The organism is Streptomyces sp. BBFR51, from assembly GCF_044591655.1.
Lineage (GTDB): Bacteria > Actinomycetota > Actinomycetes > Streptomycetales > Streptomycetaceae > Streptomyces.
On the sequence record NZ_CP172448.1, the window covers coordinates 3340224 to 3364611 of the forward strand.

19 protein-coding genes and 1 tRNA gene are annotated in these 24388 nt (G+C 72.3%); 2 read left to right on the plus strand and 18 right to left on the minus strand.

All coding sequences use genetic code 11. The annotated features are described in order from the left end of the window. Positions 1–86: 86 nt before the first annotated feature. Positions 87–161: transfer RNA gene (locus ACGH7X_RS15185), tRNA-Cys, on the plus strand. On the opposite strand, the gene ACGH7X_RS15190 is transcribed toward ACGH7X_RS15185, so the two are convergent. The 10 genes from ACGH7X_RS15190 to ACGH7X_RS15235 form a co-directional block, all read right to left on the minus strand. Then, positions 130–810, minus strand: coding sequence for an SUKH-4 family immunity protein (locus ACGH7X_RS15190; RefSeq protein ID WP_399885630.1), 681 nt, complete (start codon positions 808–810; stop codon positions 130–132). The genes ACGH7X_RS15185 and ACGH7X_RS15190 overlap by 32 nt on opposite strands. A gap of 159 nt (positions 811–969) precedes the next feature. After that, positions 970–3288, minus strand: a complete 2319-nt coding sequence (locus tag ACGH7X_RS15195; protein ID WP_399885631.1) for a xanthine dehydrogenase family protein molybdopterin-binding subunit — start codon at positions 3286–3288, stop codon at positions 970–972. After that, on the minus strand, positions 3285–5186 hold the full coding sequence (locus tag ACGH7X_RS15200) for a 2Fe-2S iron-sulfur cluster-binding protein (RefSeq protein ID WP_399885633.1): 1902 nt from the start codon (positions 5184–5186) through the stop codon (positions 3285–3287). Before ACGH7X_RS15200 ends, ACGH7X_RS15195 begins: the two co-directional genes overlap by 4 nt. Continuing rightward, positions 5183–6076 (minus strand): FAD binding domain-containing protein, encoded by an 894-nt coding sequence (locus ACGH7X_RS15205; RefSeq protein WP_399885635.1) that lies wholly within the window; start codon positions 6074–6076, stop codon positions 5183–5185. Before ACGH7X_RS15205 ends, ACGH7X_RS15200 begins: the two co-directional genes overlap by 4 nt. 242 nt (positions 6077–6318) lie before the next feature. Then, entirely contained in the window at positions 6319–7962 is a 1644-nt protein-coding gene (locus tag ACGH7X_RS15210; protein ID WP_399885637.1) for a beta-N-acetylhexosaminidase, read from the minus strand. Between the two features lie 16 nt (positions 7963–7978). Beyond that, a complete protein-coding gene (locus tag ACGH7X_RS15215; RefSeq protein WP_399885639.1) occupies positions 7979–8824 on the minus strand; it encodes a carbohydrate ABC transporter permease in 846 nt (281 codons plus the stop codon). Next, complete coding sequence (locus ACGH7X_RS15220) at positions 8821–9813, minus strand: carbohydrate ABC transporter permease (protein ID WP_399885641.1); 993 nt, start codon at positions 9811–9813, stop codon at positions 8821–8823. Before ACGH7X_RS15220 ends, ACGH7X_RS15215 begins: the two co-directional genes overlap by 4 nt. Beyond that, the gene (locus ACGH7X_RS15225; protein WP_399885644.1) at positions 9810–11108 is read right to left on the minus strand and encodes an extracellular solute-binding protein; all 1299 of its coding nucleotides are present in this window, start codon (positions 11106–11108) and stop codon (positions 9810–9812) included. The genes ACGH7X_RS15220 and ACGH7X_RS15225 overlap by 4 nt, the downstream gene beginning before the upstream one ends. Positions 11109–11296: 188 nt before the next feature. Continuing rightward, on the minus strand, positions 11297–11581 hold the full coding sequence (locus ACGH7X_RS15230) for a DUF3039 domain-containing protein (RefSeq protein ID WP_007450147.1): 285 nt from the start codon (positions 11579–11581) through the stop codon (positions 11297–11299). A gap of 30 nt (positions 11582–11611) precedes the next feature. After that, positions 11612–12184 carry a YqgE/AlgH family protein gene (locus ACGH7X_RS15235; RefSeq protein WP_042826249.1) on the minus strand — a complete coding sequence of 191 codons (573 nt, stop codon included), beginning with the start codon at positions 12182–12184 and terminating at the stop codon, positions 11612–11614. 234 nt (positions 12185–12418) lie between these two features. Here ACGH7X_RS15235 and murA point away from each other — a divergent pair, with 234 nt between their 5' ends. Then, positions 12419–13765, plus strand: coding sequence for a UDP-N-acetylglucosamine 1-carboxyvinyltransferase (gene murA / locus ACGH7X_RS15240; protein ID WP_399885646.1), 1347 nt, complete (start codon positions 12419–12421; stop codon positions 13763–13765). Between the two features lie 192 nt (positions 13766–13957). Here the strand turns inward: murA and ACGH7X_RS15245 are convergent, their stop codons facing one another. From ACGH7X_RS15245 to ACGH7X_RS15280, 8 genes are all read right to left on the minus strand, one after another. Continuing rightward, positions 13958–14239: an HU family DNA-binding protein gene (locus ACGH7X_RS15245; protein WP_003950507.1), complete on the minus strand. Its 282-nt coding sequence runs from the start codon at positions 14237–14239 to the stop codon at positions 13958–13960. A gap of 352 nt (positions 14240–14591) precedes the next feature. Then, positions 14592–16007: an NAD-dependent malic enzyme gene (locus tag ACGH7X_RS15250; RefSeq protein WP_399885649.1), complete on the minus strand. Its 1416-nt coding sequence runs from the start codon at positions 16005–16007 to the stop codon at positions 14592–14594. A 424-nt stretch (positions 16008–16431) separates the two neighbouring features. Beyond that, positions 16432–18768, minus strand: coding sequence for a HelD family protein (locus ACGH7X_RS15255; protein WP_399885651.1), 2337 nt, complete (start codon positions 18766–18768; stop codon positions 16432–16434). A gap of 82 nt (positions 18769–18850) precedes the next feature. Continuing rightward, positions 18851–19636: an anti-sigma U factor RsuA gene (rsuA, locus tag ACGH7X_RS15260; RefSeq protein ID WP_399885653.1), complete on the minus strand. Its 786-nt coding sequence runs from the start codon at positions 19634–19636 to the stop codon at positions 18851–18853. Between the two features lie 59 nt (positions 19637–19695). Further along, positions 19696–20220 (minus strand): sigma-70 family RNA polymerase sigma factor, encoded by a 525-nt coding sequence (locus ACGH7X_RS15265; protein WP_279559696.1) that lies wholly within the window; start codon positions 20218–20220, stop codon positions 19696–19698. A 185-nt stretch (positions 20221–20405) separates the two neighbouring features. After that, positions 20406–20996 carry a CGNR zinc finger domain-containing protein gene (locus ACGH7X_RS15270; RefSeq protein WP_399885655.1) on the minus strand — a complete coding sequence of 197 codons (591 nt, stop codon included), beginning with the start codon at positions 20994–20996 and terminating at the stop codon, positions 20406–20408. 726 nt (positions 20997–21722) lie between these two features. Continuing rightward, positions 21723–22892: a uroporphyrinogen-III synthase gene (locus tag ACGH7X_RS15275; protein WP_399885657.1), complete on the minus strand. Its 1170-nt coding sequence runs from the start codon at positions 22890–22892 to the stop codon at positions 21723–21725. Positions 22893–23001: 109 nt separating this feature from the next. Beyond that, complete coding sequence (locus ACGH7X_RS15280; RefSeq protein ID WP_399885659.1) at positions 23002–24363, minus strand: nitrate/nitrite transporter; 1362 nt, start codon at positions 24361–24363, stop codon at positions 23002–23004. Between the last annotated feature and the right edge of the window lie 25 nt (positions 24364–24388).

Consider the following 24388-nt stretch of genomic DNA (forward strand, 5'->3'; position numbering starts at 1 on the left):
CGGTATGGCAGTCGTGTTGCGGCCTCCCCGGATTCCTTGAGCGCCGGCCCCCGCCCCGCCTACCGTCGAGTCACGAAGTCGGACACGGCCGTGTGCCCGAGTGGTTGAGGGGCTCGCCTGCAAAGCGAGTTACGCGGGTTCGATCCCCGCCACGGCCTCCAGCAGCGCCGCGCGGCGCAGCGCCCAGAGGGTGAGGGCGAGGGCGGACACGTCCGCCACCAGGGGGTGGAGGGTGTCCTCGGGCGTCCGCCAGGTCAGGACGGCGCCCGTCGTGCCGTCGACGACCACGTGATCCCCGTCCTTCAGCCGGCCCAGGCGTACGAGGTGGTCCGCGCGGTCGGGGGCCCGGTGCCCGGGGAACTCCTCGCAGTACTCGGCCAGCGTCGGCAGCGGTGGGTCGTCCGGGTCCCGGTCCAGCCGGAAGGGGTGGGCGTCCTCGGGCAGGCCCGTCTCCCGCAGGAAGCGGCGGGTGGGCTCGTGCCGGAGGGTCCCCGGGAAGTCGACGTCCTCGAAACGCGCGACCCGGCCGCGGCCGAACTCACGGTCCAGGAACCGCGTCGGCAGGTCCTGGAGGGGGCCCGGCTGCCCGGTGCGGTGACCGGCCGTCAGGAGCAGGCAGCTCATCAGGGTGGACGTGTTCCACAGGGATGGTCTCTCCGCGCCCGTCCGGGCCCGCCGTGCGGCGCCGCGCGTCCACCGCGGGTCCTCCACCGACGTCGCGAGGCGGACCCGCGTCACCAGCGACGGCACCGCACGGGCGTCCGTCGCCGGAGCCGGCGTGGTCGTCGTCCCACTGATGAGCGCGCGCATCGTCCCCCCGAGAATGTGTGTCCGCCCGTGTGCCGGCGGCTCCGTTCCCACTCCTGCGGAGACTACGCGCCGCCACTGACAACGCGTCCGCGTGCGGAAGCCGTTCGCCAGGTAGGACGCGCCCGGTCCTTCCCGCGTTGCCTCGCGCGCGTGTGCGGCTCAGCCCCCAGTGACCACCGCGGCCTGCGGGCGGATCGGGAGCCGGTTCACCGGGCGGCCCGTGGCCGCGCGTACGGCGGAGGCGACGGCCGCCGGGGAGGCCACCACCGGTACCGCGCTGACGGCCTTGGCGCCGAAGGGGGCGACCACGTCGCGCTCCTCGACGAGCTTGACGATCCGGATGTCCGGGGCGTCCAGCGCGGTCGGGAGGGCGTAGCCGGTCAGGTCGGGGTGACGGATCAGGCCGCGCGGGGTGCGGAGGTTCTCGGTGAGGGCGATGCCTACGCCCTGCGTCACGCCCGCCTCGATGCGCGCGGTCAGCTGGGCCGGGTTCAGGACGCGGCCCACGTCCTGTGCGACGGCCAGCTCCACGACCCGTACCGAGCCGATCTCGATGTCGACGTCCACCACCGCGCGGATCGCGCAGAAGGCCATGCCGACGAAGGCGTCGCCCTGCCCGGCCTCGTCGAGCGGCTCCGTCGGGTGCGGGCGGCACTGGGCGGTGGCCCACAGTTCCTTGCCGTCCAGCGCCTCGGTGACCGTGGTCGACAGCACGCCGTCGTACGAGGTGATCTTGCCGTCGGCGATCTGGAGCAGCTCGGTGGACATCCCGAACTGGTGCGCCAGCGGCTGGAGGAGCTGGGTGCGGACCATCTTGGCCGCCCGCTCCACCGCACCGCCGGACACCCACGTGTGCCGTCCCCGGCAGCCCGGTCCCGCCGGGGGCTGGTCGGTGTCGACGGGCGCCACCTGAACCTCGTCGACGCCGAGGGTGTCCTGCACGATCTGCCGGGCCAGCGTGGTGAAGCCCTGGCCGGTCTCGACTGCCGCGCACAGCACCGTCGCCACGCCGTCCTGGACCTTCACGGTGGCCGTGGAGACCTCGTCGGCGCCCTCTGCGCCCAGCATGTGCACCATGCCGATGCCGTAGCCCACGCCCCGGCGCACCGCGCCCGGTTCGCCCGCGCCCTCGGGGCCGCCGGGCAGCAGCCACTCGTCCTCGGGCGTGTCCTTGGGCAGGTCGGGGAGCGGGAAGTCGCGGACCGCCTGGAGGAGTTCGGCGACGGGGGCGGGACACGTGACCGTCTGGCCGGTGGGCAGCACGTCGCCGGTGGCCAGGACGTTGCGCAGCCGTACCTCGGCCGGGTCCAGGCCGAGCTTCTTGGCGACCTTGTCCATCTGCGCCTCGTAGGCGGCGCACACCTGCATGGCGCCCTCGCCGCGCACATGGCCGGAGGGCGGGTTGTTGGTGCGTACGGCCCAGCCCTCGATGAAGGCGTTCGGGACGACGTACGGGCCGCAGGCGAAGGCCACCGCGGCGGCCAGGGCGTCGGCGGAGGTGTCCGCGTAGGCGCCCGCGTCGAGCAGGATCTGCGCCTCGACCTTCACCACCCGGCCCTCGGCGTCCGCGTGGTGGCGGTAGCGCAGGAGGGTGGGGTGGCGGTGGGTGTGGCCGAGGAAGGACTCCTCGCGCGTGGCGGTCAGTTTCACCGGGCAGCCGGTCTTCAGCGCCAGCAGGCCGAGCGGCAGCTGGAAGCCCTGGTCCTCGCGGTCGGCGGTGGCGCCGGGCACCCCGGTGACGACGATCTTCACCTGTTCGGGTGTCAGGCCGTAGCACGCGGCGGCCGTGTCGCGGTCGCCGTGCGGGTCGGTGGAGGCCAGGTACAGCTCCACGCCGCCGTCGGGGCGCGGTACGGCCAGGCCGGCCTCGGCTCCTATGGGGGCCGGGTCCTGGCGGCCGATGCGGTACAGGCCCTCGACGACGACCTCGCCGGCCGCCTCCGGGTCGCCGTGGCGCAGCGGGATGTGCCGGATCAGGTTGCCGTCGGGGTGCAGCGGCTCGGCCTCGAAGGCCTGCTCGGGGTCGGTCACCGGGTCAAGCACCTCGTACTCGACGATGACGGCGGCCGCCGCCATCCGCGCGGTGTCCGGGTGGTCGGCGGCGACGGCGGCGATGGGCTCGCCGTGGTGGCGTACGACCTCGGAGGCGAAGACCGGGCGGTCGGCGTGCCCCCGGCCGTGCAGCGCGGTGCCGGGCACGTCCTCGTGGGTGACGACCGCGCGGACACCGTGCATCTCGCGCGCGTGGGTGGTGTCGATGGACACGATGCGCGCGTGCGGGTGCGGTGAGCGCAGGACGGCCGCCCACAACAGGCCCTCGGCCCACAGGTCGGCGGCGTACGGGAAGGTGCCCTCGGTCTTGGCGCGGGCGTCGGCGGGCGGCAGGGACGCGCCGAGGCCGTGCGGGATCGGCTCGGGCGCGGGGGGCGCCGCCTCGGCGGTTCCCTCGGCCTCCGCAGTCGCGGCGTCGTTGCTCACGCGTGGCCTCCGTCCTGGCCGTGGTCGCCGAAGGGCTGGTCGTGCGGTGCCGCCGCGTCCGGTGTCCCGGGCGGTGGCTGGGTCCCGAACGCCGACGGGTTGACGCCGCCGGCGCCCGGACCGGCCTGGTGCGGGATACGGAGTTCGTCGGCGTCCGTGCCGCCCGCCTCGGCGGCGGTGTGCGCCTCGCGCTCGGCGACGACCTCGTTGACGGCCTCCAGGACGCCCCGGTAGCCGGAGCAGCGGCACAGGTTGCCGCACAGGGCCTGGCGGGCCTCCAGCTCGGTCGGCGCCGGGTTGCCCTCCAGGAGGTTGTGCACGGTCATGGCCATGCCGGGCACGCAGAAGCCGCACTGCACGGCGCCGCGCCGGGCGAGCGCCCGCTGCACGTCCGACGGCTGCCCGTCGGTGGCCAGGCCCTCGACCGTACGTACCTCGCTGCCCGCGGAGGTGACGGCCGGGACCAGGCAGGAGGCGACGAGCCGTCCGTCGACCTGCACGTTGCACGCGCCGCACTCGCCCTGCGAGCAGCCGTCCTTCGCGCCCGCGAGGCCGAGCCGCTCGCGCAGCACGTACAGCAGCGACTCGCCGATCCAGGCGTCGGTGACGGGCCGGTCGGCGCCGTTGACGCGCAGCACGTACGAGGCGAGGGGGTGATCCTGGTGCGGACCGGCGGGGGCCGGCTCCTGGTCGACGGACGGGTCGGCGGCGGCCACGTCAACCGCGTCGACCCCGTCCGCCGCGTCGGCCAGGTCGGCCTGGGGATCGGTGGTGTCGGTCGCGTCGGGCCGGTCGTCGGTGGCGTCGGGGCGGGGCTCCGTCTCGGGGGCCCGTCCGGATTCCCGGCCGCGGTCCGGTGCGGGCCTCGGCGCCGAGGCCGTCACGGGGTGCTCGGCGGCCTCCGGTGCGGGTTCCGCGTCCGCGACCTCTGCGCGTTCCGCCGTCGGCTCAGCAGGGCCTTCAGGGGCCTCCTCGGCCCCACCGCGTCCGCCGAGCCCGCCCGGCGCGGTCCTGTCGTCGCGCGAAGTCGCGGGGCCGGTTTCCACGGCGGGGTGGGCGGGCGGCTGCTGCCCGTACGGGCCGGCGGCGGGTTCGGGTGCGCGCGGGGCTTCGGTCGCCGGTCCCGCACGGCCGGGACCGGCCTCCGCCGCGCCCTCGTCCCACGGCTGTCCGGCGGGCTGGGTCGCCCAGGGCGCGGGGGCGCCGCCGGGGAGGGTGGCGGGGGCACCGGTCCCCCACTGCTCGGCCAGGGACGAGGTGGTGAACTCGCCCGACTCGTCCGGCAGATCGCCGTCCGCGACGGGGATGGACCACTGCCCGGTCACGTCCTGTCCGGTCACGTCCTGTCCGGGCGCGGTCCGCGCCGCCGCGGCCTCCGCCTCGGCCTGCGAGAAGTCCCACTGCCCGGTGGCGCCGGGCTGGTAGCTGAACCGGGCGTCCTCTCCGGGGGCGCCCTGCCCGGTGTTCGCGTCGTAGGGCGCGGCCCCGCCGTACGGGTCCCGCTGCTCGTATCCGGCGTAGCCCTGGTGGGCGGGGGGCTCCTGCCGCACGTCCGGGGCCTGCCACTGGGTGCCGTCCACGGGCGCGGACGGCATCGTCCAGGAGCCGGTGGCGGCCGGGTCGGTGCCGGTGGTGGCGGGCGTGACGGTGATCTGCGGCGGCACATAGCCGTGCCCGGGCGCGGCGAGCGGGCTGTCGGAGGAGGCCAGGAGCGCGTCCACGCCGCCCTCGGGCAGCTTCACGAAGGCGGTGGCGCCGTCGTCGTAGTCGCCCTGGGGCAGCGGGTCCCAGCGTCCGCCGCTCGGGGGCGTGCCGCCTCCGTGCCGGTCGCCGCGCTGCTCACCGTACTGATCGTCGTACTGATCGCCATGCTGATCGTCGTACTGGTCGTCGCTCACGACAGCGCCCTCCCCAGTGCTCGTCGGGCCAGGGCGGCGACGGTGCGCCGCAGGTGCAGTACGGCAGGCGGGAGCTGCGGTACGGAGCCGTCCCCGGCCGGGGCCGCGTCGGGGATGCAGGCCGCGGCGACGTACTCGCCGAAGCCGTGCAGCGCCTCCGGGACGATGGCGCGGCCGTTGTCCCAGTCGATGAGCGAGGCCACCCACTGCTCGGCCTCCAGGGGCCGCAGCGGCATCGGCGCGATGGCACCGACGGCGCACCGCACGCCGCGCCTGCCGGGGTCGAGGACCAGGGCCACGGAGGCCGTCGCGCGGCCGGGACCGGTGCGGCCGGTCGCCTTCAGGAAGACCTGGGGCGCGTGCAGCAGCGGCACGCGCACGTAGCCGATCAGCTCGCCCGCGCGGAGCATCTCCATGCCCGCCAGCAGGTGCGAGACCGGCATCTCCCGCCGGGCCCCGTCCGGGCCCGCGATGATCAGCGTCGCCTCCAGGGCGGCCAGCACCGGCAGCGCGTCCCCGGTGGGGGCGGCCGAGGCGATGTTGCCGCCCAGGGTGCCCGCGTTGCGGATCTGCGGCGGTCCGGCGGCGCGCGCGGCGGCGGCCAGCGCCGGGATGAGCGCGGCGAAGTCGGGGCGGCCCATGCGGGCATGGGTGAGTCCCGCGCCGAGCAGCGCGTGCCCGTCCTGGTACTGCCAGCCGCGGATCTCACTGATCCGGCCGAGGCCCACCAGCGCGGCGGGTCTGAGCTGCCCGGAGTTGACGGCCGCCATCAGGTCGGTGCCGCCCGCGACCGGAACGGCGGCGGGCATCGCGGCGAGCGCCGCCACGGCCTCGTCCAGTGTCGTGGGCAGCGTGACGGCCTGCGCCGCCTGCGGTGCGTGCGTGGTCAAACCGACTGCCCCTTCCCGCTGTCCCACCTGGTCCCGCCCATGTGGCCGTACGGTACGACCTGACAGGGCGGACGTGGCAACTCTGGCACATCTTTGCAGGGCCCGAACGCAGGGGTCCGCTAGGAGGCATTCGCCCACCTCGTCGACGGGATGGTCCGTTTTCAGACGGGATCTCCGACGATCGGAGCTACGCGCGATGCGCACGAGTTGCCACTCTTCGGTGACGTTTAGGGGCGTTTTCCTTACTTGTTCGGCGGTGGCCCGTCGATCGGCCGGCCGAGCACGCCGGGCCGCCGCTGCCAGGGCAGGGGGCCGCCGGGCGGCCGGTAGGAGACGCCCAGGGCGTCAAGTCGCCGGTAGTGGGCGGCCATCCGCCGCTCGAAGGCGGCGAAGTCCCGCTCGGCCGGGGCGGGCAGGGCGCTCCAGGCGACCTCGGCGAAGGCGGCGAGCCGCGGGAACGTCTGGTAGTCGACGCGCGCCTGGTTCTCCATCACCTCGGTCCACACGTTCGCCTGGGTGCCGATCACATGTCCGGACTCGTCCGGCGTCAGCTCCGCCGGAACCGGCTCGAACCGGTACACGTCCTCCAGGGTGCGTACGAAGCCGATCGGCACGGGTTCGTCCTCGCCCGCGTGCTGCCGGTGGTCCAGGTACACCTGCTGCTCGGGGCACATCACGACGTCGTGGCCCGCGCGCGCGGCGGCGACCCCGCCCGCGTACCCGCGCCAGGAGGACACGGCCGCGCCCTTGGCGAGGCCGCCCTCCAGGATCTCTTCCCAGCCGATGAGCCGGCGCCCGCGTTCGCTGAGCCAGGTGTCGAAGTGCTGGATGAACCAGGACTGGAGTTCGTCCTCGTCGGCGAGCGCGAGTTCCTCGATCCGCGCCTGCGCGGTCGCCGAACGCCGCCACTGCTCCTTGGGGCATTCGTCGCCGCCGATGTGGATGAACTCCGAGGGGAAAAGCTCCAGGAGTTCCTCGAACACGCCCTCGTAGAAGCGCAGTGTGTTCTCGGTGGGGGCGAGTACGTTCGGGGAGACGCCCCAGGTGTCCCAGACGGAGAGGGCGGTGGTGTCGATCACATCGGTGTTGCCGAGTTCCGGATACGCGGCGATGGCGGCCTGCGAGTGCCCGGGTACGTCGATTTCGGGGACGACGGTGATGTGCCGCTCGGTGGCGTAGGCGACGATCTCCCGGATGTCCTCCTGGGTGTAGTAACCGCCGTGGGGTTTGTCCTCCCACAGCGGCGAGGCCCGGTGGCCGTATTTGGTGCGCGCCCGCCAGGAGCCGGTCTCGGTGAGCTTCGGGTGGCGGGTGATCTCTACGCGCCAGCCCTGGTCGTCCGTCAGGTGGAAGTGCAGGACGTTGAGTTTGTGGGCGGCCATCAGGTCCAGGTAACGCAGCACGCCGTCCTTCGGCATGAAGTGCCGGGCGACGTCCAGCATCAGGCCGCGCCAGTGGAAGCGCGGCGCGTCCTCGATGCGGCCCAGCGGCAGCCGCCACCGGCGGCCGGGGAGCGGGGCGCGCCGGAAGGCGTCCGGGCCGAGCAGTTGCCGCAGCGTCTGCGCGCCCCAGAAGAGGCCCGCGGGGTCACCGCCGGTGAGGTGGACGCCGGCCGGCGTGACGTCGAGGCGGTAGCCCTCAGCGCCCAGTTGGCCGTCGAGGGACAGCCGGACGGCGTTGTCGTCGCCCGCGGCGGGCGCCAGTGGCAGACCGGTGGCCGCGCCGAGCGTGGCCCGCAGCCAGCGCTCGGTGTGTTCGGTGCCGTCACCCGCCGCCAGCCCGGTGTCCGGACCGAGGTCGAAGAAGGCGCCCTGGGACGCCACTTGCCGGGGCTGCGGAATCACGTCCGTCACATCCGCCGAGTCCGCCACGTCTGTCACATTCATCACATCCTTCACGATGTCAGTCCTTTACCGCTCCGCCGAGGCCGGAGACGAGTCGTCGTTGTACGAGTACGAAGAAGACCAGCACCGGAATCGTCATCACCGTGGACGCGGCCATCACTCCGCCCCAGTCGGGATCGTCCGGCTTGTAGAAGACCAGCAGCGCCATCGGCAGCGTCGACTGGGAGGTGTCGCTGATGATGAACGACTTGGCGAACAGGAAGTCGTTCCAGGTCGAGATGAAGGAGAAGACGCTGGTGGCCACCAGCCCCGGGAAGACCAGCGGGAAAAGAATCTGCCAGAGAAAGCGGCTCCGGCTCGCCCCGTCGATGTAGGCGGCCTCCTCCAAGGCCTCCGGCACCGCTTTCACAAAGCCCCGCAGCATCCAGATCGCGAAGGGCAGCGAGAAGGCGATGTGGGGCAGGATCAGCGAACCCAGCGTGTTCAGCTGGCCGAAGTCCCGCATGAGGAAGAACAGCGGGATGGTGAGCGCCTCCACGGGCACCATCTGGGCCACCAGGAACATGATGAGCAGGGTGGTCCGGAAACGGAACCGGAATCGCGTCACCGCGGTCGCCGCGAGGAACGCGATCAGCGCCGAGGCGATGACGACGGTACCCGCCACGAGCAGACTGTTGAGAAAGTAACGGCCGAATTCCTGCTGCCCGAAGACCCGCCGGAAGGAATCCAGCGAGGGCGCAAGGGTCCACGGCCGCGGCTCGCTCGACTCGATCTCCCCGGCCGGTTTGAAGGCGCTCAGCACCATCCAGTACAGCGGGAAGGCGACCACGACCGCGATCAGCAGCGCCGACGTCTCCGCCGCGAGCCGCCACGGGCGGCGCACACGCACGCGCGGAAGATTCACAGCTCCTCCCCCTGGCGGCGCAGCAGCCGCAAGTACACCAGCGTCACGGCGAGCAGGATCAGCAGCATGACGACGCCGATCGCGGAGCCGAGGCTGTACTGCGAGGACGCGAACGCCTTCTGGTAGGCGTAGACGTTGAGGACGAGGTTCTGGCCGGCGATGCCGCCGCCGTTCGTCATGACGTAGATCTGGGTGAAGACCTTGAAGTCCCAGATGACCGACTGGATGGTGACGACCACCAGGATCGGCCGCAGCATCGGCGCGAGCACCGACCGCCAGATCCGCCACTGCGAGGCGCCGTCGAGCGCGGCCGCCTCCAGCACCTCGGACGGCACGGCCCGGATCCCGGCGTAGACGGTCACCATGACGAACGGAAAGGAGCACCAGACCACTTCGAGCAGGACGAGCAGGAAGGCGCTGTAGCGCCCGTACGTCCAGGAGTGGTCGCCGAGGCCCAGCATCCGGTTGACGGGCCCGAAGTCCGGGTCGAACAGCAGCAGCCAGACCGTCGACCCGGTGACCGCCGGGGTCGCCCACGCGCCCAGCCCCGCCAGCATCAACGCGAGCCGCGGCACGGCCCGCACCCGCGTGAGCAGCACGGCGAGCGCACACCCGACGGCCAGCGTGGACACCACACAGGCCGCCGCGAACACGACGGTGGCGAGCAGCACCCGCCAGAACTCCCGGTCCCCGAACAGCTCGGCATAGTTCCCGAACCCCTGAAAGGTGGTCGGCTCCCCACCGGACACCTGAGCCTGCGTGTACTCCAGAAACGAGATCAGCCCGAGCTGATAGACGGGGTAGACGAGCAGCCCACCGAGGACGACGAGAGCGGGCGCGAGATAGATCCAGGGGGTACTGGAGGAGCCCCGATAGGGGCGCGGGGCTGTGTTGGATTTGCGGCTACCGCCGCGTGAGCGCGGCAAGCCACGACGGCGCGGCACCCGCCCACGAACCGCACCCCCCGAGCCAATAGGCGAACCCGTCATCCGGCGGAGCCAAACGCCTCGTCCATCTTGTCGGCCGCGTCCTCCGCCGCAGCGCCCACGTCCTTCTTGCCGCTGACGACCTCCTGGAACATCGTCGGCAGCACCTGCGAGGAGTCGATCGTCGCCCACGCGGGCGAGGCCGGGACGAACTTCGTACCGGCCGCGAGCGTGTCGACGAACGGCTTCACGAAGGGCTCCTTCGCCGCCACCCGCTGCCGTACGTCCGCGTAGGTCGGCAGGAAGCCCATCGCGTCGAACAGTTCGCCCTGCGCCTTCTTCGACGCGAGCCGCTTCATCAGGTCGACGGCGAGGGTGCGGTGCGAGGTGCTCTTCAGGACGCCGATGTTGTTGCCGCCCGCGAAGGCGGGGGCGATCGAGCCGGGCTCGGCGCCCGGCAGCGGCACGACCGCGTACTTGCCCTTCACCTCGCCGGCCTCCACGGCCTGGTGGCTGAAGTCGCCGCCGATCGCCATGGCCGCCTTGCCGGAGGCGAACGCGGTGACGGTGTCGTTGCCGCTCATGCCGGCGCACTTGGCGGCCGGGCAGTTGTCGTCGCCGAACAGGGAGGTGTACGCCTCGATGCCCTTCTGGGCCGCGGCGCTGTCGATCGCCGAGGCGTACGAACCGCCCTTGCCGCCGGCGAGTTCGCCGCCGGACGCCCAGATGAACGGCATCGCGCCGTAGGTGTAGGCGCCGCCGACCGCGAGGCCGTAGAGGTCGGGCTTCGCGGCCCGGACCTTCTTCGCGGTGGACGCCAGTTCGTCCAGCGACTTGGGGGCCTGGAGGCCCAGTTCGTCGAAGACGTCGGTGCGGTAGTACAGGGCCCGGACGCCGACGAAGTAGGGGGCGCCGTAGACCTTGCCGTCCACGGTGACCGACTGGCGGGCGGTGGGGTCGGTGTCCTCGGCCTCGTCCCAGGCCGCGAAGTCCTCGGTCACGTCGGCGAGTCCGCCGTCCTTGACGTACCCGGCGGTGTCGGTGTTGCCGAACTCGATGACGTCGGGGGCGCTCTTCGGGTCGTTGAAGGCGGCCTTGATGCGCTGGGCGCGGGTCTCGACGGGGATGTACTCGACGGTGACCTTCGTGTCGTCGTGCGCCTTCTCGAAGTCGGCGAGGGCCGCGTCGACGACCTTCTCCTTGGGCTTGTTGTTGACCTCCTGGAAGAGCCAGACCCGGAGCGTGCCGCTCTTCTCGTCCTTGTCGGAGGAGGAGTTGTCGGACGTCTGGGGGGCGCAGGCGGTCGCGGCGACGACGGCGACGGCCAGCAGTACGGCCAGGCGGGGGGCGAGCTTCATGGAGTGTTTCCTCCGGACGTGCGTTGCAACATATGCAATGACGGTTTCGCTCTGCACAACATCCAGGAGGGTAGGGAGTACATGAACATGTCCACAAGAGGTCTGAACCAATTCATGACGCACGAAAGCCCCCGGAGCGCGCGCGGGCACGCTCCGGGGGCCTCGGGGACCTCAGGCGGGGAGAGCCGTTACTTCTTGTCTCCGCCCTTGCCCTCGTCGCCGCCGCCGTTCATGGACTCGTAGATCTCCTTGCACATGGGACAGACGGGGTACTTCTTCGGGTCGCGGCCCGGTACCCAGACCTTGCCGCACAGCGCCACGACGGGGGTGCCGTCGAGGGCGCTCGCCATGATCTTGTCCTTCTGGACGTAATGGGCGAAGCGCTCGTGGTCGCCGTCGCCGTGGGACGTCTGCGGCGTCGGCTCAACGAGGGTCCCCGTACCAGTCCCGCGCTCGGGCTCGAGAGTGCTCATAACCGCCAAGGGTACTGAAGCTCACACGCTTCAGTTGAGCGACGGGTCGTCCGGATACGTCGCCACCATCGCCAGGTCGCCCCGCTGCCGGCGCAGGACCTCGCGCCACAGTCTCTCGGGGAACGGCGAGGAGACGTCGCCCGGCTCGGACTCGACCACGTACCAGGCGCCCTCCGTCAGTTCGTCCTCCAGCTGGCCGGGCCCCCAGCCCGCGTACCCGGCGAAGATCCGCAGGGCACCCACCGCGGACGCCAGCAGCTCCGGCGGCGCCTCCAGGTCCACCAGGCCGATCGCGCCGTGCACCCGGCGCCAGCCCAGCGGCGCCCGCTCGCCGGACGCCCCGCCGGGGACGACGGCGACGCCGAGGGCCGAGTCCAGCGAGACCGGGCCGCCCTGGAAGACGACGCCCGGCTCGCCGGCCAGGTCCGCCCAGTCCTCCAGGATGTCGCCCACGTCGACCGGGGTGGGGCGGTTGAGGACGACGCCGAGGGAGCCCTCCTCGTCGTGGTCGAGGAGCAGCACCACCGCACGCTCGAAGTTCGGGTCCGCCAGGGCGGGCGTTGCCACGAGCAACCGCCCCGTGAGCGAGGACACCTCGGTCATGCCAGACATGATCCCGCATGTTCCCCCGTCGTGGGGAGGCAATCGGCGGTACGGGGGTGAACACACCCCCCGCGCACGCTCCTGGGTCGTGACCCCCCGTGCGCGCCGGTGAACACCGCGTGTTGTGACAAACCCATGACGTTGTCCGACCGTGCGCAGGCGCACTGAAGGGGGGTACAAGACGATTACCCTTTCCCTTCTGGCCCCTGCCCAACCCCACGGAACGCGAGATTCATGACCGTCAACGGCGCTGATGACGTACTGCTTGTCCACGGCGGAACCCCGCTGGAGGGCGAGATCCGGGTCCGCGGTGCGAAGAACCTCGTGCCGAAGGCCATGGTGGCGGCCCTGCTGGGCAGTGGGCCGAGCCGGCTGCGCAACGTGCCGGACATCCGCGACGTGCGGGTCGTACGCGGACTGCTGCAACTGCACGGGGTGACCGTCCGGCCCGGCGAGGAGCCCGGCGAGCTGGTGATGGACCCCTCTCACGTGGAGAGCGCGAACGTCGCCGACATCGATGCCCACGCGGGCTCGTCGCGCATCCCGATCCTGTTCTGCGGCCCGCTGCTGCACCGGCTCGGGCACGCCTTCATCCCGGGCCTGGGCGGCTGCGACATCGGCGGCCGGCCCATCGACTTCCACTTCGAGGTGCTGCGCCAGTTCGGCGCCACGATCGAGAAGCGGGCGGACGGCCAGTACCTGGAGGCTCCGCAGCGGCTGCGCGGTACGAAGATCAACCTGCCGTACCCGTCCGTCGGCGCGACCGAGCAGGTCCTGTTGACCGCGGTGCTCGCCGAGGGCGTCACGGAGCTGTCCAACGCGGCCGTGGAGCCTGAGATCGAGGACCTGATCTGCGTCCTGCAGAAAATGGGCGCGATCATCGCGATGGACACCGACCGCACGATCCGCATCACCGGTGTGGACGAGCTGAGCGGCTACACCCACCGCGCCCTCTCGGACCGCCTCGAAGCCGCCTCCTGGGCGTCGGCGGCGCTGGCGACCGAGGGGAACGTCTACGTCCGCGGCGCCCAGCAGCGCTCGATGATGACGTTCCTGAACACCTTCCGGAAAGTGGGCGGCGCCTTCGAGATCGACGACGAGGGCATCCGGTTCTGGCATCCGGGCGGGCGGCTGAAGTCCATCGCCCTGGAGACGGACGTGCACCCGGGCTTCCAGACGGACTGGCAGCAGCCCCTGGTGGTCGCGCTGACGCAGGCCACGGGACTGTCCATCGTCCACGAGACGGTCTACGAGTCCCGGCTGGGCTTCACCTCGGCGCTCAACCAGATGGGCGCCCACATCCAGCTCTACCGCGAGTGCCTCGGCGGTTCCGACTGCCGCTTCGGCCAGCGCAACTTCCTGCACTCGGCCGTCGTCTCCGGACCGACCAGGCTGGAGGGCGCCGACCTGGTCATCCCCGACCTGCGCGGCGGCTTCTCCTACCTCATCGCCGCCCTCGCGGCCCAGGGCACCTCCCGCGTCCACGGCATCGACCTGATCAACCGGGGCTACGAGAACTTCATGGAGAAGCTCGTGGAGCTGGGCGCGAAGGTGGAACTGCCGGGCAAGGCACTGGGCTAGCGCCCCGCAGACACGCCGATGGGGCGGTCACCCGAGCTCGGGTGACCGCCCCCTCGGCGTTGCGTCGAGTGCCCCGAAAGGGGCGCGGGGAACTGCGCGACCAGCCACAGACGGCCCGCGGCCGCGAAACGACCGCAGCCCGAACGAACGGTCCGCGCAGTCCCCGGCGCTCAAAGCGGAGCGCTCACGCGCTTACTTACCCTTGGCGGCTTCCTTGAGCTTCGAGCCCGCCGAGACCTTGACGCTGTAGCCGGCCGGGATCTGGATCGGCTCACCGGTCTGCGGGTTGCGGGCGGTGCGAGCGGCACGGTGGGTGCGCTCGAAGGTCAGGAAGCCGGGGATGGTGACCTTCTCGTCGCCCTTGGAGACGATGTCACCGACAACCTCGGCGAACGCGGCCAGAACGGCGTCGGCGTCCTTGCGGGTCACCTCGGCGCGGTCGGCCAGCGCGGCCACCAGCTCACTGCGGTTCATGTTGTTACTCCCGTGTTCTTCTTGCCGTTGAGGCGTGCCACGCGGCGGAGCCGCATGTTGGGCACAGCGATGCCGATGCTGCCAGGGTCCTCGGACACTCCCCGGACCCGGGTCGGTCGTCAGACCCTCGCGCCCAGGGAGGCATCCTGCCTCCACCTGCGGCGGTAAAGCCAATCCGGCACCCCCAGGAGTCGTGAGAACACCCGTGGGAGTCACACGCCGAGAGGGCCTGAGCCTTGCGCCACCCTAGAGGGCGATCCGAGGCCCGACATCCCGCGACGCGCCGGTGGAGCGGCCCGCCGTGGTGATCCTCACCACCACGCCACAGGCCGCCTTCCCCCGCCGGAGGAACCTACGCCACCACTCCGGCGGACTTCGCGGCCTCGCGCACGGCGCCCGCGACGGCACCGGCGACCTTGTCGTTGAAGACGCTCGGAATGATGTAGTTCGGGTTGATCTCGTCCTCGGTCACCACGTCCGCGAGGGCGTGCGCGGCGGCCAGCATCATCTCGGTGTTGACCGTGCGGGACTGGGCGTCCAGCAGACCGCGGAAGACGCCCGGGAAGACCAGCACGTTGTTGATCTGGTTCGGGAAGTCCGAGCGGCCGGTGGCGACGACCGCCGCCGTCTCGCGGGCGACGGCGGGGTCGACCTCGGGGTCGGGGTTCGCGAGCGCGAACACGATGGCACCCTCGGCCATGGCGGCCACGTCCTGGCCGTCGAGGACGTTGGGGGCGGAGACGCCGATGAAGACGTCCGCGCCGTGCACGGCCTCCTTGAGGGTGCCGGTGAGGCCCTCGGGGTTGGTGTTGTCGGCGATCCAGCGCAGGGCCGACTCGGGCGCGGCGTCCACCAGGTCCGCGCGGCCCGCGTGCACGACGCCGTGGATGTCGGCGACGACGGCGTTCTTGACGCCCGCGGCGAGCAGCAGCTTGAGGATGGCCGTACCGGCCGCGCCGGCGCCGGACATGACGACCCGTACGTTCTCGATGCCCTTGCCGACCACGCGCAGGGCGTTGGTCAGCGCGGCGAGGACGACGATCGCGGTGCCGTGCTGGTCGTCGTGGAAGACGGGGATGTCGAGGGCCTCGCGCAGCCGGGCCTCGATCTCGAAGCAGCGGGGGGCGGAGATGTCCTCGAGGTTGATGCCGGCGAAGCCCGGGGCGATGGCCTTGACGATCGCGACGATCGCGTCGGTGTCCTGGGTGTCCAGGCAGATCGGCCAGGCATCGATGTCGGCGAAGCGCTTGAACAGGGCCGCCTTGCCCTCCATGACCGGCATGGCGGCCATCGGGCCGATGTTGCCGAGGCCGAGGACCGCGGAACCGTCCGTCACGACCGCAACCGTGTTGCGCTTGATGGTCAGGCGGCGGGCGTCCTCGGGGTTCTCGGCGATCGCCATGCAGACGCGGGCCACGCCGGGCGTGTAGACCATGGACAGGTCGTCGCGGTTGCGGATGGGATGCTTGGACTGCATCTCGATCTTGCCGCCGAGGTGCATGAGGAAGGTACGGTCGGAGACCTTGCCCAGGCTGACGCCCTCGATGCCCCGAAGCTGCTCCACGATCTCGTCGGCGTGGGAGGTCGAGCCGGCCGCGATGGTGACGTCGATCCGGAGCTTGTCGTGGCCGGAGGCCGTGACGTCGAGGCCGGTGACGGAGCCGCCGGCGGCCTCCACGGCGGTGGTGAGCTGCGAGACTGCGGTTCCCCCCGCGGGCACCTCCAGTCGGACCGTCATCGAGTAGGAGACGCTGGGCGCCGTTGCCATGGCCGACTTCCTCTGCTTTCACCGTGTAACTGGGTTGTGCCGTCCGATCGTCGCACCTACCACTGAGTACGCGGTAGCCGCCCCGGATTGCGAACTTTTTGTTCGCACCGCTTTCGGAAAACGACTTCCACCATACGAGAAGTGGCCCGTCGGGGGAAGGGACCCCGGGAGGCCGCGGGCCGGTCGGCGAACGAACGGCGCGGGAACGGCGGAGGAACCCGCGGGACGGGAATTGTCTTGCGGGGATCGTTTGTTACCTTGGACGTGGCACCGGCTCGATCCAAGCCCCCGGGCCCAACCTTCGTCGCTACGAGCGACCACTTGCCGCGAGGCGAGCATGGCGGGTCGGTGCCACTTAAACGAAGACGAGAGGCTCGCGCCGTTCGACGGCGCGGGCCTCTCGTTCGTTGCGGCCGGGCGGGGCTCAGTCGCGCAGCAGGTCCGGCACCCCCGAGGCGTCCGGCTCGTCCCGCTCGCACGAGACGACCGTCAGCTGCTGGGTGGCCCGGGTCAGGGCGACGTACAGCACGCGCAGTCCGGCGGGCGACTCGTCGGCGATCTCGGCCGGGGAGACGACCACCGTGGCGTCGTACTCCAGGCCCTTGGCCTCCAGGCTGCCCAGCGCCACCACGCGGTCGCCGAGCCCGGCCAGCCAGCGCCTGGCCTCCTCGCGGCGGTTCATGGCCACCACGACGCCGACGGTGCCGTCCACGAGGTCCAGCAGCCGGGCCGCCTCCGCCCGGACCGTCCGGGCGAGGGAGTCCCGTACCACCGCGAAGCGCGGCTCCACGCCCGTCGAGCGGACGGCGGCCGGGGACTCGGCGCCCGGCATGGCGAGGGCGAGCACCTTGGCGGCCAGCGCGGCGATCTCGGCCGGGTTGCGGTAGTTGACGGTCAGCTCGAAGCGGCGGCGCGGGCGGGTGCCCAGGGCCTCGTCACGGGCCTCGGCCGCCTCGTCGGGGTCGGACCAGGAGGACTGGGCCGGATCGCCCACGACGGTCCACGTGGCGTGCCGGCCGCGGCGGCCGACCATCCGCCACTGCATGGGGGTGAGGTCCTGCGCCTCGTCCACGATGACGTGCGCGTACTCGGTGCGTTCCTGCGCGAGGCGCTCGGCGCGCTCCCACTGGGTCTCCTCGCGCTGCGGCATCAGCTCCTCCAGGCCGGTGAACTGGTCCAGCGGGTCCGCCTCGCGTCGCTTGCGGGGGCGGGCCGGGGTGCCGACGATCGCCTGGAGCTCGTCGAGCAGGGCGATGTCGTGCACGGAGTGGCCCTCGCGCCGCAGCGAACGGGCCACCTTGCGGACCTCGCCCGGGTTCAGCACGCGCCGCGCCCAGCGGCCGAGGCGGCGCTCGTCCGCCATGGCCGCCAGCACGGCGCCCGGGGTCAGCTCGGGCCACCAGGCGTCGAGGAACGCGATGAAGGAGTCCTCGGCGCTGACGTCCTCGTCGAAGGAGGACCGCAGCTCGGCGGCCAACTCCGGGTCGGTGTGCCGGGCGCCGGCGCCGGACCGGTCCCACAGGGCGTCCAGGAGCAGCCGGCGGGCGCGGGGGCGCAGCAGGTTGACGGGCGCGGTGCCGCCGAGGACGGTGTGGCGGATGCCGGCCAGTTGCTCGGCCTCCAGTTCGAGGCGGCGGCCGAAGGCGACGACCCTCAGCAGGTCCGGCGAGTCACTGGGCTCCAGCGCTCCGCGCGCGGCCCTGCGCAGCACCCTGAGCATCCGCGAGGAGCCCTTGGCGCGGGCGGTGGCCGGGGAGTCGTACAGCGTGGCCCCGGCGCCCGCCGCCTCGTCGGTCAGTGAACCGATCGCGCGGATGGCGACCTGCCCCTCCTCGCCGAGCGAGGGCAGCACGCCCTCGGTGTAGGCCACGAGCAGCGGGGTGGGCGAGACGATCAGGATGCCGCCCGCGTACCGGCGCCGGTCCTGGTAGAGCAGGTACGCCGCCCGGTGCAGCGCGACGGCGGTCTTGCCGGTGCCGGGGCCGCCCTCGACGTAGGTCACGGAGGCGGCGGGGGCGCGGATCACCCGGTCCTGCTCGGCCTGGATGGAGGCCACGATGTCCCGCATGGAGTGCGTACGGGCCTGGCCGAGGGCGGCCATCAGGGCGCCGTCGCCGACGACGGCCAGCTCCTCGCCGTCCAGGCGGGCCTTGACCTCGGGCCGCATGAGGTCGTCCTCGACGCCGAGGACGCGCCGCCCCTTGGAGCGGATCACCCGGCGGCGCACGACCCGGCCCGGGTCGACCGGCGTGGACCGGTAGAAGGGGGCGGCGGCGGGCGCCCGCCAGTCGATGACCAGCGGGGCGTAGTCCTCGTCCAGGACGCCGATGCGGCCGATGTGCAGGGTCTCGGCGATGTCGGCGGTGCCGTCGGGCCCGAGGGCGCCCTCGGCGGGCTCGACCGCCGTGTACGCGCCGTCCGGGCCCTTCTTGCCGTCCTTGCCGAGGAGCAGGTCGATGCGGCCGAACAGGAAGTCCTCGAACTCGTTGTTCAGGCGGTTGAGGTGGATGCCGGCCCGGAAGACCTGCGCGTCGCGCTCGGCCAGCGCGCCGGGCGTGCCGACGTGGCCGCGCTGCGCGGCGTCGTGCATGAGGAACTCGGCCTCGTGGATCTTCTCCTCGAGGCGTCGGTACACCCGGTCGAGGTGTGCCTGTTCCACGTCGATCTCTCGGTCCCGTACGGAGTCCTCCCGCGCGGAGTCCTTTCGTACGGGCTCGTGCTCCGAGTCGACCGCTGAATCCTGTTGAGCCTGTGCGGCCACCGGGCCCCCTTCTGACGTGCTGGGCAGCCGTCAAAAATACGCGAAGGGGGCGCCGGAAGCTACGGCGCGCCAGGAGCGCGGCCTACGCGTCGACCTCGACCAGTCGCTTCCCGTCGAAGGTCATGACCTCGAAGTGGGCGATCTGGTTGGGCTCGAAGGCGGCGCCGCCGTGCACGTAGAGCGGCTTCTTGGCCTTTTCGGTGGTGGCGTTCGGGATGCCGTAGCCCCACTCGGGGACCGTCCAGGAGGTGAGCGTCTCGCGCTCGCCGTTCTTGCCGACGGCGATCAGGGAGCACTTCTGGGGGCCCTTGAGGTTCTTGAGCTCCAGGACCGTCTCGGTGCCCCAGGCCTTCTTCTCCAGGGCCACGGTCGCGCTGACCTCGGTGGACGGGTCGGTGGCGGTGACCCGGTCCGGCATGGTGGCGAAGGCGGACTCGGCGGGGCTCGCGGCCTGCTGCGACGCCTCGGTCTTGCGGCCGCCGTCGTCACCGCCGCCTCCGCCGCCGCCCGTGGTCGCCACGGCGGCGAACGGGCCGCCGATGATCAGCGCGGCCGCGGTGCCCACCAGGTAGAAGTTGCGGCGGCGTTTGCTCGCGCGGCGTTCGGCGACCTCGTCGACGAGCTTCTCGGAGAGCCGAGCGCTGGGCTTGGCGGTGAGCGACTCGGCGATCGCGGGCGTGCCGGCACCCGGCAGGTCCGCGAGGGCGGCCATCATCGGCTCCATGCCGGCCAGCTCGTCGAGCTGCTGGGCGCACCATTCGCAGGTGGCGAGGTGGGCCTCGAAGGCCGTCGCCTCCGCGTCGTCGAGGATCCCGAGGGCATAGGCGCCGACGGTCTCGTGCTCGTTCGGCGCCGGTGATCCCTGCATGGGGACAGAATTACCCGTATCCCCCGCGCCGAATCCCTGAACTCCCCCGTACCCGCTCATCACGCCGTCACCCCCCGCTCCTCCAGTGCCAGCTTCATCGAACGCAGGGCGTAGAAAACCCGGGAGCGAACGGTGCCGCTGGGTATGCCCAGTGTCTGCGCCGCCTCATTGACGGTACGCCCCTTGAAGTACGTCTCGACGAGGACCTCCCGGTGAGCCGGGGTCAGGTCGTCGAGCGCGTCCGACAGCGTCATCAGCCACAGCGCCTTGTCGATCTCGTCCTCCGCGGGGATGACCTCCAGCGGCGACGGATCGACCTCCTGCGGCCGGGCCTGCCGGCTGCGGTGGCCGTCGATGACGATGCGCCGGGCGACCGTCACCAGCCAGGGGCGTACCGATCCGGTCGCACGGTTGAGCTGACCGGCGTTCTTCCAGGCACGGATGAGCGTCTCCTGGACGACGTCCTCGGCGCGCTGCCGGTCCCCCGCGACCAGCCGCAGCACGTAGGCCAGCAAGGGGCCGGCGTGCTCGCGGTACAGCGCGCGCATCAGCTCCTCGTCGGGTTCCGAGGATGCTTGGGACATGCGATGTCGGGCCCTCGCACCACGTTCATTGGCCACGACGGAATCCTTGCGCACGCCCACCTCCGATGTCCGGGGGTTCCCCCAGTCGGTCGCTCGCCCATTCGGTACGGACGCGAAGTGCGGCGTGTTCAAAGTGAGATGAGAGTTTTCTCGGAGACGGCGCGCTGAACGGGATGATGCCGTACTTATCGGGCGAGCGCGGCGCGGCGGCGGTGCCGGGCGACGCGTTCGCGGTTGCCGCAGATCTCGCTGGAACACCAGCGCCGACGGCGGCCGCGGGAGGTGTCCACGTACACGATGGGGCAGTTGTCGCCCTCGCACTGCCGCAGGCTCGCGCGCGCGACGGGGTCGGTGAGCAGTTCCACGGCGTCCCGGGCGAGGGCGCCGAGCAGCGCCGCGCACTGCGGCGGCCCGGTCAGCTCACGCACCAGCGCGCCGTCCTCGCCGGGCACCGCGCGGGGGGCGGGCGGCGCGGCGCGGGAGAGTTCGTTGACGCGGGCGAGCGCGAGGTCGTAACGGCGGGTGCGGGAGGCCGGCCGGGCGCGCACCAACCGTGCGGTCTCGCCGCGCAGTTCGCGGAAGCCGGTCAGCCAGGCGCTGTCGGCGTGGGCCAGCGGCGTGCCGCGCGGGACGAGTCCGGAGCCGGTGATCCAGGCGCGCAGCGCGTCCACCGAGTCGAGGCGTTCCACGGGATGGGTGGTGGCGATGAGGTCCAGACAGATCCGCCCGGTGTCGAACCGCAGCTCGTACGGGTCGGTGGCCGTACCCAGTGCCATGTTCCTGTCACCGCCTAGGGCTGGCCCGCCGCGGGTGCGGGCTGGGAAGGGGAGCAGGTGGACCGCTCCCTCTACAGTGCCTTCCCGCACCCGCGCCCGGAACCCCTCGTACCGCTCCCACGTGGACGCGTGCGTGCGCGCCCGCGCGCCCGAAGACGTCCCGGCGTCCCCACGCCGGACCGCCTCCGGACCCGCGCCACCCCATCCCGCCCCACCGCGCCGGACCGTCCCCCGGTCCGCCCCGCCGAGCGCCGTATGCGCTCGCCGCCGCGCGTCCCCGGTTCCGCGTCCCGCGTTCGCCGTGCCGGACCGCTCCGGACCCGCGCCACCCCATCCCCACGTCACCGCGCCGCGCCGTCCCGGGACCCGCGCCACCCCATCCCCGCGTCACCCTGCCGTCGTATCCCGCGTCACCGTGCCGACGCGCCCTCACGTCTCCGTACGCCGTGCCGCTGCGGCCCGCGCCCGCGTGTCCGTGCCGACGCCACACGCCCAGCCGGGTCCCCGGGCGCCGTATGCCCTGGTCGGCGCGCGTCCCCGGCTCCGCGTCCTCGTTCCCGTGCCGACGCGCCCTCACGTCTCCGCTTCGCCGTGCCCCGCGTGTCCGTGGCGACGCGACATGCCCCGCCGAGCCCCCGCGCCCCCGAGCGCCGTATGCGCTCGCCGCCGCGCGTCCCCGGTTCCGCGTCTCGCGTTCGCCGTGCTGGGGCGTTCGCGTGGTCTCCGTCAGCTGTCCGTGTACTTGGCGTCCGTGGCCGGGTCCAGGGCCAGGCGGTAGCCGCGTTTGACGACCGTCTGGATCAGTTTCGGGGTGCCGAGGGAGGTGCGCAGGCGGGCCATCGCCGTCTCCACCGCGTGTTCGTCGCGGCCGGTGCCCGGCAGGGCGCGCAGGAGCTCGGCGCGGGGCACGACCCAGCCCGGGCGCCGGGCGAGACTCCGCAGCAGGGACATGCCGGCGGGCGGTACGTTCCTCAGCTCCCCGTCGACGAGCACCGCGTGGCCGCGGATCTCCAGCCGGTGCCCGGCGACCGGCAGGGCACGGGCACGGCCGGGGAGTTCCTGGCACAGCAACTGGACGAGGGGGCCCAGCCGGAAGCGCTCGGGCTGGACCGTGTCGACCCCGAGCGCCTGGAGCGGCACCGCGGTGACCGGGCCGACGCAGGCGGGCAGCACGTCGTGGCCGAACGCGGCGAGCAGCTCCGGCAGCAGGCCCCGCTCCTCGGCCCGGCCCAGCAGGGACACCGCGGCGGGGGCGCTGGTGAACGTCACGGCGTCCACGCCCCGCGACACGGCGGCGTCCAGCAGCCGGTCCACGGGGCCGATGTCCTCCGGCGGCAGCCACCGGTAGACGGGCACGCCCACCACCTCGGCGCCGCCCGCCCGCAGCGCCTCCACGAACCCCGGCAGCGGCTCACCGTGCAGCTGTACGGCGATCCGGCGGCCTTCGACGCCCTCCTCCAGCAGCCGGTCGAGGACCTCGGCCATGGACTCCGACGTGGGCGACCACCGCTCCGTCAGTCCCGCGGCCCGCACCGCCCCCTTGACCTTGGGCCCGCGCGCCAGCAGCTCCACCGCCCGCAGCCGCTCCAGCAGCGCGTCCCCGAGCCCCCAGCCGTCGGCGGCCTCGACCCACCCACGGAAGCCGATGGCGGTGGTGGCGACGACGACGTCCGGTGCCTGCTCGATGAGCTGCTTGGTCGCGCCCATCAGCTCACTGTCGTCGGCGAGCGGCACGATCCGCAGCGCCGGCGCGTGCTGGACGACGGCACCGCGCCGCTGGAGCAGCGCGCCCAGTTCGTCGGCCCGGCGGGCGGCGGTCACGCCCACGGTGAATCCGGCCAGGGGCCCGTGGTCGGGTCGCTGCTGTTCGTCGTACACGTCGTCCACGTCGTCCATCGCTCGCCGCGCTCCGATCCGTTCACACCCACGTGCACAGTCACGTGGCGACCGAGCCTGTCAACGCTGCGTGACAGGCTCGGTTCCGCTTCATGTCACCAGTGTTACGTCACACCTCGGCATAGCTGAGCTCGGCCTTCGCACTTTCCGGCCCGGTCGAACCTCCCGACGCCAGTACGGCCGGGCGGCGAAGGTATACCGCCCACGTGACGGCGAAACACACGGCGTAGAAGGCGAGGAAGGCGACGAAGGCGCCCGTGCCCGAGCCGAAGGAGAGGAAGGACTGCCGGAAGGCGAGGTTGATGGCGACGCCGCCGAGCGCGCCCACCGCGCCGATCAGCCCCATGGAGGCACCGGAGAGCCGCCGCCCGTACGCCACGGCGGCCTCCCCCGTCAGCCCCTTGCCCAGCGCCTTGTTCTGGAAGATCCCGGGGATCATCTTGAACGTCGACCCGTTGCCCAGCCCGCTGAGCACGAACAGCACCACGAACACGGCCACGAACAGCGCGAGCGACTTCGCCATGCTGGCCGCGACGAGGACGGCGGTGGCGGCGGCCATGGCCACGAAGTTCCACAGCGTGATCCGCGCGCCGCCGTACCGGTCGGCGAGCCTGCCGCCCAGCGGACGGATCAGGGAGCCGAGCAGCGGGCCGATGAAGGTCAGGTACGCCGCCTGGAGCGGGGTCCGCCCGAACTGGCTCTGGAGCACCTGCCCGAAGGCGAAGCTGTAGCCGATGAACGAGCCGAACGTACCGACGTACAGCACCGACATGATCCACGTGTGGGCGTCGCGGGCGGCGTCCTTGGCGGCCCCGGTGTCGTTCTTCACGGAGGCGAGGTTGTCCATGAAGCAGGCGGCGAGGACGGCGGCCACCAGGATCAGCGGGATGTAGATGCCGAGCAGCACCCGCGGCCCGCCGCTCGCCCCGATGATCGCGAGCGCGGCCAGCTGGATGACCGGCACGCCGATGTTCCCGCCGCCGGCGTTGAGGCCGAGCGCCCAGCCCTTCTTCCTGAGCGGGAAGAAGGCGTTGATGTTGGTCATGGAGGAGGCGAAGTTGCCACCGCCGATCCCGGCCAGCAGCCCGACCAGCAGGAAGGTCGAGAAGGACGTCCCCGGCTCCATCACGGCGAAGGCCGCGACGGTCGGCACGAGCAGCAGCCCGGCGGAGACGATCGTCCAGTTCCGCCCGCCGAAGACCGCGACCGCGAAGGTGTACGGCACCCGCACGACGGCGCCGACCAGCGTCACCACGGACGTCAGCAGGAACTTGTCGGCCGGTGTCAGCCCGTACTCCGGGCCCATGAAGAGCACCAGGACGGACCACAGCGTCCAGACGGAGAACCCGATGTGCTCGGAGAGCACGGAGAAGAACAGGTTCCGCCGGGCCGTCCGCTCCCCCGTCTCCCTCCAGAAGGTCTCGTCCTCGGGATCCCAGTACTCGATCCAGCGGCCGCCAGGGACTGTCATGACGCCTCCACGGTGCTCCACAGCT

Coding starts and splice junctions, on each gene's coding strand:
- ACGH7X_RS15190 (WP_399885630.1), bottom strand. CDS start 810: ATGCGCGCGCTCATCAGTGGGACGACGACCACGCCGGCTCCGGCGACG.
- ACGH7X_RS15210 (WP_399885637.1), bottom strand. CDS start 7,962: ATGAATGTGACAGACGTGGCGGACTCGGCGGATGTGACGGACGTGATT.
- ACGH7X_RS15220 (WP_399885641.1), bottom strand. CDS start 9,813: ATGACGGGTTCGCCTATTGGCTCGGGGGGTGCGGTTCGTGGGCGGGTG.
- ACGH7X_RS15225 (WP_399885644.1), bottom strand. CDS start 11,108: ATGAAGCTCGCCCCCCGCCTGGCCGTACTGCTGGCCGTCGCCGTCGTC.
- ACGH7X_RS15230 (WP_007450147.1), bottom strand. CDS start 11,581: ATGAGCACTCTCGAGCCCGAGCGCGGGACTGGTACGGGGACCCTCGTT.
- ACGH7X_RS15235 (WP_042826249.1), bottom strand. CDS start 12,184: ATGACCGAGGTGTCCTCGCTCACGGGGCGGTTGCTCGTGGCAACGCCC.
- murA (WP_399885646.1), top strand. CDS start 12,419: ATGACCGTCAACGGCGCTGATGACGTACTGCTTGTCCACGGCGGAACC.
- ACGH7X_RS15245 (WP_003950507.1), bottom strand. CDS start 14,239: ATGAACCGCAGTGAGCTGGTGGCCGCGCTGGCCGACCGCGCCGAGGTG.
- ACGH7X_RS15250 (WP_399885649.1), bottom strand. CDS start 16,007: ATGGCAACGGCGCCCAGCGTCTCCTACTCGATGACGGTCCGACTGGAG.
- rsuA (WP_399885653.1), bottom strand. CDS start 19,636: ATGCAGGGATCACCGGCGCCGAACGAGCACGAGACCGTCGGCGCCTAT.
- ACGH7X_RS15265 (WP_279559696.1), bottom strand. CDS start 20,220: ATGTCCCAAGCATCCTCGGAACCCGACGAGGAGCTGATGCGCGCGCTG.
- ACGH7X_RS15270 (WP_399885655.1), bottom strand. CDS start 20,996: ATGGCACTGGGTACGGCCACCGACCCGTACGAGCTGCGGTTCGACACC.
- ACGH7X_RS15275 (WP_399885657.1), bottom strand. CDS start 22,892: ATGGACGACGTGGACGACGTGTACGACGAACAGCAGCGACCCGACCAC.
- ACGH7X_RS15280 (WP_399885659.1), bottom strand. CDS start 24,363: ATGACAGTCCCTGGCGGCCGCTGGATCGAGTACTGGGATCCCGAGGAC.